The organism is Spirillospora sp. NPDC000708, from assembly GCF_040299565.1.
Taxonomy (GTDB): Bacteria; Actinomycetota; Actinomycetes; order Streptosporangiales; family Streptosporangiaceae; genus Spirillospora.
The window spans coordinates 20,135-27,010 of sequence record NZ_JBEPCJ010000064.1 but is presented as its reverse complement, the minus strand read 5'-3'; the positions used below and the strand labels follow the sequence as shown (position 1 = coordinate 27,010).

At 73.6% G+C, this 6,876-nt stretch carries 7 protein-coding genes; 6 read left to right on the top strand and 1 reads right to left on the bottom strand.

The window, feature by feature from the left end; genetic code table 11:
• Positions 1-201: 201 nt before the first annotated feature.
• From ABT299_RS35190 to ABT299_RS35165, 6 genes are all read left to right on the top strand, one after another.
• The gene (locus ABT299_RS35190) at positions 202-1,647 is read left to right on the top strand and encodes an NCS2 family permease (protein WP_387028816.1); all 1,446 of its coding nucleotides are present in this window, start codon (positions 202-204) and stop codon (positions 1,645-1,647) included.
• 135 nt (positions 1,648-1,782) lie between these two features.
• The gene (locus tag ABT299_RS35185; protein WP_387028814.1) at positions 1,783-2,949 is read left to right on the top strand and encodes a glycerate kinase; all 1,167 of its coding nucleotides are present in this window, start codon (positions 1,783-1,785) and stop codon (positions 2,947-2,949) included.
• A gap of 156 nt (positions 2,950-3,105) precedes the next feature.
• The gene (locus ABT299_RS35180; RefSeq protein WP_190858669.1) at positions 3,106-3,918 is read left to right on the top strand and encodes an SAM-dependent methyltransferase; all 813 of its coding nucleotides are present in this window, start codon (positions 3,106-3,108) and stop codon (positions 3,916-3,918) included.
• Between the two features lie 154 nt (positions 3,919-4,072).
• Positions 4,073-5,188: an alanine dehydrogenase gene (gene ald / locus ABT299_RS35175; RefSeq protein ID WP_433138868.1), complete on the top strand. Its 1,116-nt coding sequence runs from the start codon at positions 4,073-4,075 to the stop codon at positions 5,186-5,188.
• A gap of 71 nt (positions 5,189-5,259) precedes the next feature.
• The gene (locus ABT299_RS35170; RefSeq protein ID WP_190858664.1) at positions 5,260-5,859 is read left to right on the top strand and encodes a histidine phosphatase family protein; all 600 of its coding nucleotides are present in this window, start codon (positions 5,260-5,262) and stop codon (positions 5,857-5,859) included.
• Between the two features lie 76 nt (positions 5,860-5,935).
• Positions 5,936-6,235: a metal-sensitive transcriptional regulator gene (locus ABT299_RS35165; RefSeq protein ID WP_151546637.1), complete on the top strand. Its 300-nt coding sequence runs from the start codon at positions 5,936-5,938 to the stop codon at positions 6,233-6,235.
• On the opposite strand, the gene ABT299_RS35160 is transcribed toward ABT299_RS35165, so the two are convergent.
• The gene (locus ABT299_RS35160; RefSeq protein ID WP_500253359.1) at positions 6,219-6,797 is read right to left on the bottom strand and encodes a MarR family winged helix-turn-helix transcriptional regulator; all 579 of its coding nucleotides are present in this window, start codon (positions 6,795-6,797) and stop codon (positions 6,219-6,221) included. The genes ABT299_RS35165 and ABT299_RS35160 overlap by 17 nt on opposite strands.
• Between the last annotated feature and the right edge of the window lie 79 nt (positions 6,798-6,876).

Sequence of the window (6,876 nt, the reverse complement as noted above, 5' to 3'; positions counted from 1 at the left end):
CCCCGGGCCGGCAAGCGGGCCCCGCCCCCGCCCCCCCCCGGTGCCCCCCCCCCCCCCCCCGCCCCGGGCCCCGGCGCGGCCCCGGGGCCCGGGCCCGTCCGCGGGGACGGGCCGCACCGGTGGACGACGCCGGGCCGCCCGGCGGCTAACCTGTGCTCGCACTTTCCGGGAACGACGCTGGTGAAGGCGGAGCACGCGCGAATGTCCAAGATCAACACGGCAGGGGCCGACGCATCACCGCCGGCCGGCGGGCGCGGGCCGCTGGACCGGCTGTTCGACCTGACCGCCCGGCGGACCACGGTGGCGCGCGAGCTGCGCGGCGGCGTCACCACGTTCTTCGCCATGGCCTACATCATCCTGCTGAACCCGATCATCCTCGGCGGGGCCAAGGACGTCACCGGCGCGACGCTGTCGATCCCGCAGCTGACCACGATGACCGCGCTGTCCGCCGCGATCACCACGGTGATCATGGGCCTGGTCGGGAACGCGCCGCTGGCCCTCGCCGCCGGCCTCGGCATCAACGCGGTGGTGGCCTTCCAGGCGGCGCCGGTGATGACCTGGCCGCAGGCGATGGGCCTCGTGGTGATCGAGGGCGTGATCATCGTGCTGCTGGCGCTCACCGGCGTCCGCGAGCGGATCATGAACTCGATCCCGCTGGCGCTCAAGCACGCCATCGCGGTCGGCATCGGCGCGTTCATCGCGCTGGTCGGGCTGTACGACTCCGGGTTCGTCACCTCGAGCAAGACCAGCCCGCCGCTGTCGCTCGGCACCGGCGGGCGGCTGGAGACCCTGCCGACGCTGGTCTTCGGCCTCACCCTGCTGCTGATGATCGTGCTGTACGTGCGGAGGGTGCCCGGCGCCATCCTGATCAGCATCATCGCCGGCACCGTGCTCGCGGTGGTCATCCAGTCGTACGCGTCGGTGCCGGACGGCGGCTGGGGCGTGGTCACCCCGGACCTGCCGCACAAGGTGTTCGCCACGCCCGACTTCGGGCTGTTCGGGAAGGTCGACCTGTTCGGCGGGTTCGGCCGGGCGGGCGTGATCACGGCGCTGGTGGTGCTGTTCACCCTGGTGCTGTCCGGGTTCTTCGACGCGATGGGCACCATCCTCGGCATCAGCGACGAGGCCGGCCTGACCAACGAGCGGGGCGAGGTGCCGCGGCTCGGCCGGATCCTGTCGGTGGACGGCCTGTCCGCCGCGCTCGGCGGCGTGACCAGCTCGTCCGCCAACACCGTGTTCGTCGAGTCGGCGGCGGGCGTCGGCGAGGGCGCCCGGACCGGCCTGGCCAACATCGCGACAGGCGCGCTGTTCGCGCTCACCCTGTTCCTCACCCCGCTCGCCGCGGTCGTGCCCGCGCAGGCCGCCGCGCCGGCGCTGGTGGTGGTCGGCGCGCTGATGATGACGCAGGTCGCCAAGGTGACGTGGGACGACCTGGAGATCGCGATCCCGGCGTTCCTCACCATCGTGCTGATGCCGTTCACCTACTCGATCACCATCGGCATCGGCGGCGGGGTGGTCACCTACGCGATCATCAAGCTGGCCCGCGGCAGGCTGCGCGAGGTGTCGGTGTGGCTGTGGCCGGTGGTGGTCCTGTTCCTGCTGTTCTTCGCGATTCACCCGATCGAGACGTGGCTCGGGGTGAAGTAGGGGCGGGGGCCCGCGAGATTCTCACGCGAATGTCGGCGCATTTGGAAGTCTCGGACACGCTTGCGGGTGTCAAATAGTGCCGTCATGGCGTAAGCAGAAGGTAGGGCCTTACCCCCAGGCGTGAAAGGCGTGGCTGTGGTGTCCGCGGACCGTCCCCCCGACCCTCCCGCGCACGGCCACGTCCTGCTCGCGCCCGGGCGGTTCCCCGGCGCGCTGACCGCCGCGCAGGTGGCCCGCCACCTCGCCGCCGGGCTGCGCCGCGCCCGCCCGGACGTCCCGCTCGTCGAGCTGCCCGTCGCCGACGGCGGGGACGGCACCGTCGAGGCGGCGGTCGCGGCGGGCTGGCGCCGCGTCGAGGTCGAGGTCTGCGGGCCGACCGGCCGGCCGGTGACCGCGCGGCTGGCGCTGCGCGACCGCACCGCGGTGGTGGAGCTGGCGGAGGCGTCGGGGCTGCGCCGGCTGCCGGGCGGCAAGCCGAGCCCGCTCACCGCGTCCAGCCTCGGCACCGGGCAGCTGATGGCGCACGCGCTGCGGCTCGGCGCGCGGCGGATCGTGCTCGGGCTCGGCGGCGGCGCCTGCACCGACGGCGGCGCGGGGCTCGTCCAGGGGCTCGGCGGGCGGCTGCTGGACGCGCTCGGCAAGGACCTGCCGCCCGGCGGGGCGGCGCTGCGCTCGCTGCACGCGCTGGACCTGCGCGCCCTGCCCGACCTGACGGGCGTCGAGGTGGTCGTCGCGGGCGACTCCGCGGGCCCGCTGCTCGGCCGGGGCGGCGCCGCCGCGCTGGACGGTCCGCCGCGCGGCGCGACCCGCGACGAGGTCCGGGTGCTGGACGCGGGGCTGCGCCGCTGGGCCGACCTGGCGGAGGCGGCGTCCCGCCGCGCCGCCCGGGACCTGCCGGGCGCGGGCGCGGCCGGCGGCGTCGGGTTCGCCGCGCTGGCCTTCCTCGGCGCGACGATCGAGCCGGGCGCCGCGCTGATGCTGGACCTGCTCGACCTCACCGGCCGCGCGCGCGGCGCGCACCTGGTCGTGACCGGCGAGGGCACCCTCGACACCCGGTCGCTGCGCGGCACCGCGCCGATCGGCGTCGCGCGCGCCGCCGCCCGGGCCGGCGCACCGGTGATCGCGGTGGCCGGGCGCCGCGGGCTGACCGGCGAGCGGCTGCGCAAGGCGCGGATCCAGGCCGTGTACGCGCTGGACGACATCGAGCCGGACGCCGAGCGCCGCGTCCGCCGGGCCGGGCCGCTGCTGGAGCAGCTGACGGTCGCGATCGCCGACGAGTGGCTGCCCGAGCCGCGCCGCTGAGCGGCGGCCGCCGGACGCCGGCCGCGGAACGCAAACCGCCGGGCGGAAACCGCCGAACTACATTCGACAGTTTCCGGACGGAGGGCTGGACCGCCGTCTAGGATCATGGGCGGCGGCGGCATCAGAGAACTCCACAGCGGCACGAGGCGGGCGCACATGGCGGATGAGCAGCAGTACGACTGGGCATCACTCGGCATCGACGTGACGAAGCCGAGCATCGCGCGAACCTATGACGTCGTCCTGCGCGGCAAGGACAACTTCGAGGTCGACCGCGCGTTCGTGGACGAGATCGTCAAGATCGTCCCCGAGATCTACGACGTGGCCGCCTACAACCGGCAGATCCTCGGCCGCGGCGTGCGGTACCTGGCCGGCGAGGCGGGCCTGCGCCAGTTCCTCGACCTCGGCTCCGGGCTGCCGACCGTGCAGAACACCCACCAGGTCGCCCAGTCCGTCGCGCCGGAGTCCCGCGTCGTGTACGTCGACAACGACCCGATCGTGCTGGCGCACGGCCGCGCGCTGCTCGCCGAGAACGATCGCACGACCGTCGTCACGGCCGACGTCCGCGAGCCGGAGGAGATCCTCGCCAACGAGGAGGTGCGCCGGCTCCTCGACCTCGACCGCCCCGTCGGGGTGCTGCTCGTCGGCATCCTGCACCACCTGCACGACGACGAGAAGCCGCAGCGGGTCGTCGACACGCTGATGGACGCGGTGCCGTCCGGCAGCCACCTGTTCATCACGAGCTTCTGCGCGTCCAGCCAGGAGGCGGTCGACGCCGAGGTGCAGTACCAGGGGCTGCTCGGCACCGGCCGGTTCCGCACCCCCGAGGAGATCGAGCGCTGGTTCGCCGGCCTGGAGCTGCTGGAGCCGGGCGTGGTCCCGCTGCCGCTGTGGCGGCCGGACGGGCCCGTCCCGAACGAGCTGACCGTCGGGCACCGGCTCATGTACGGGGGCATCGCCCGCAAGCCCTGATCCGGGCCCGCGCCGACCTGCGGCGCTTTACACGTTGTCATCGAACGGGACGATGACTTTGCATCCTGCACATGGCACGGAGGGGTCCCCGCACCGCACCCTGTAGGCGTGCGCACCGGCGTACGCCCTGGTCAGCGTTGACGGAGGATCCCCCGTGAAGATCGGCGTCCCACAAGAGATCAAGAACCACGAGTACCGGGTGGCCATCACCCCGGCGGGCGTGCACGAGCTCACCCGGCACGGCCACGAGGTGTACGTCGAGCGCGGCGCCGGTCTCGGCTCGGCCATCCCCGACGAGGACTACACCGCCGCCGGGGCCAAGATCCTCGACGGCCCGGACGAGGTGTGGGCCGAGGGCGACCTGATCCTCAAGGTCAAGGAGCCGATCGCCGCCGAGTACCACCGGATGCGCGCCGGCCAGACCCTCTTCACCTACCTGCACCTCGCCGCGTCCCGCGAGTGCACCGACGCGCTGCTGTCCGCCGGCGTCACCGCGATCGCCTACGAGACCGTCCAGCTGCCGGACCGGTCGCTGCCGCTGCTCGCCCCGATGTCGGAGGTCGCCGGACGGCTCGCCCCGCAGGTCGGCGCGTACAACCTCATGGCGTCCAACGGCGGCCGCGGCGTGCTGCCGGGCGGCGTGCCCGGCGTCGCCCCCGCGAAGGTCGTCGTGATCGGCGGCGGCGTCTCCGGGCTCAACGCCGCGCAGATCGCCGTCGGGATGGGCGCCGACGTCACCGTCCTGGACCTCAACGTCGACCGGCTCCGCCACATCGACGCGATCTACCAGGGCCGGATGCGGACGCTGGTGTCCAACGCCTACCTGGTCGAGCAGGAGGCCCGCGCCGCCGACCTGGTGATCGGCGCCGTGCTGATCCCCGGCGCCAAGGCGCCGAAGCTGATCTCCAACGACCTCGTCGCCGCGATGAAGTCCGGCTCGGTGCTGGTCGACATCGCCATCGACCAGGGCGGCTGCTTCGAGGACTCCCGCCCCACCACGCACGACGCCCCCACCTACAAGGTGCACGGCTCCACGTTCTACTGCGTCGCGAACATGCCCGGCTCGGTGCCCAACACCTCGACGTACGCGCTCACCGGCGTCACCCTCCCCTACGCCCTGCAGCTCGCCGAGAAGGGCTGGCGCCGCGCGCTCCACGAGAACGCCGCCCTGGCCAAGGGCCTCAACACCCACGCCGGCGAACTCGTCTACGACCACGTCGCCGAGGCCCACGGCCTCCCGTACACCCCCCTCTCCTCGATCCTCGACTGACCGGTCCCCGCCGGTCCGTCCGTCGTCACGGGGTTCCCGGGAGCCGCCCCCAGGGCATTAGGGTGGGGCGCATGGGGGAGCTGATCTTGCTGAGGCACGGCGAGACCGAGTGGAGCCGGGACCGGCGCCACACCGGACGCACCGACCTGCCGCTGACGGCGCGCGGCGAGGAGCAGGCGCGGGCGCTTCCCCCGCTGCTGGCCCCGCGGCACATCGTCCGCGTGCTGGCCAGCCCGGCCGAGCGGGCCCGCCGCACCGCCGAGCTCGCGGGCCTGACGGTGGACGAGACGGACCCCGACCTGTGGGAGTGGGACTACGGCGGCTACGAGGGGATCACGACCGCCGAGATCCGTGAGGACCGGCCCGGCTGGTACCTCTGGAAGGACGGTGTGGTCCCGGGGGACGCGGAGCACCCCGGCGAGACCGTCGAGCAGGTCGGGAAGCGGACCGACGCGGTGCTCGCCCGGGTGCGGCCGCTGCTGGCGGAGGGCGACGTGGCGCTCGTGGCGCACGGGCACGTGCTGCGCGTGCTGACCGCCCGCTGGCTGGGGCTGGAGCCCGCGCTCGGACGGGCGTTCGCGCTCGCCACCGGGACGCTGTCGCTGCTCGGGACCGAGCACGGCCACCCCGTGATCACCTCGTGGAACGTCCCGGCCGATCCGACCGCATAAAATACCCCTTGGGGGATCTCCCCCGGCGGGGCGTCCCAGGGGCCCGCGCGGCCCCGGAGTGATTGCGAGGACGGAGATGGCGACCAGCGAGACCCCCACCCGCGGGTACACGGCCACCAAGGACCAGCTGCAGACCCGGCTGGCCCGGATCGAGGGGCAGGTCCGCGGCATCGACCGCATGGTGGCCGACGACCGCTACTGCATCGACATCCTCACCCAGATCAGCGCCGTCCAGGCGGCCCTGGACAAGGTCGCGCTCGGGCTGCTGGACGGGCACGTCCGGCACTGCGTGGCGGAGGGGACGCAGGAGGGCAAGGGCGAGGAGATGTCCACCGAGCTGATGGCGGCGGTCGGGCGGCTCATGCGCCGCGGCTGATGCCGCCGCAGAGCGGGTCGTCCTTCCCGGCCCGCTCCATCATCTCCACCAGCGTCCGCCAGCCGTGCAGGAAGTGCTCGCGCTCGGCGGGGCCGAGCGCCTCCAGCGTCATCCGCAGCGGCCGCAGGCGCCGCCAGGCGAACCGCTCGACGAGCGCGCGGCGCTCCTCGTGCAGGCTGACGATCATGCGGCGGCGGTCCCGCTCGTCCGGGCGCCGGTCGACGAAGCCGCCGCGCTGCAGCTCGCCGACGAGCTGGCTGACGGTGGCGGGGCTGAGCGCCATGTGCCGGGCGAGGACGCCGACCGGGACCGGGCCGTTCAGCACCAGGCCGATCAGCACGGGGACGTGCCGCGGGCCGAGACCGGCCGCCTTCACCATCCCGATCAGCTCTTCGGCCTCCTCGTGCGCCCTGCGGCCCTTCATGCCGCGGAACATCCGGCCCATGATCTGGACCATCGCCTCCAGGTCGGCGTCCACGGCGGCGTCTCCGGTGCCCGTGCGGGCCGGCGCGCCGTCCGGCGCGCCCTCGGCCGTGGCGGACGGGCCTGATTTCCCGGACATACCTTGAATTTCAACACATTCCGTGTTGCAGTGTAAATACGTTGAACTTCAAGGCGTTTCAAGCTTTTCACAACGGGGA

What these genes read in the sequence shown, in the direction of transcription:
- ABT299_RS35165 (WP_151546637.1), top strand. Translation starts at nt 5,936, where the DNA reads ATGGCGACCAGCGAGACCCCCACCCGCGGGTACACGGCCACCAAGGAC.
- ABT299_RS35160 (WP_500253359.1), bottom strand. Translation starts at nt 6,797, where the DNA reads ATGTCCGGGAAATCAGGCCCGTCCGCCACGGCCGAGGGCGCGCCGGAC.
- ABT299_RS35190 (WP_387028816.1), top strand. Translation starts at nt 202, where the DNA reads ATGTCCAAGATCAACACGGCAGGGGCCGACGCATCACCGCCGGCCGGC.
- ABT299_RS35180 (WP_190858669.1), top strand. Translation starts at nt 3,106, where the DNA reads ATGGCGGATGAGCAGCAGTACGACTGGGCATCACTCGGCATCGACGTG.
- ABT299_RS35170 (WP_190858664.1), top strand. Translation starts at nt 5,260, where the DNA reads ATGGGGGAGCTGATCTTGCTGAGGCACGGCGAGACCGAGTGGAGCCGG.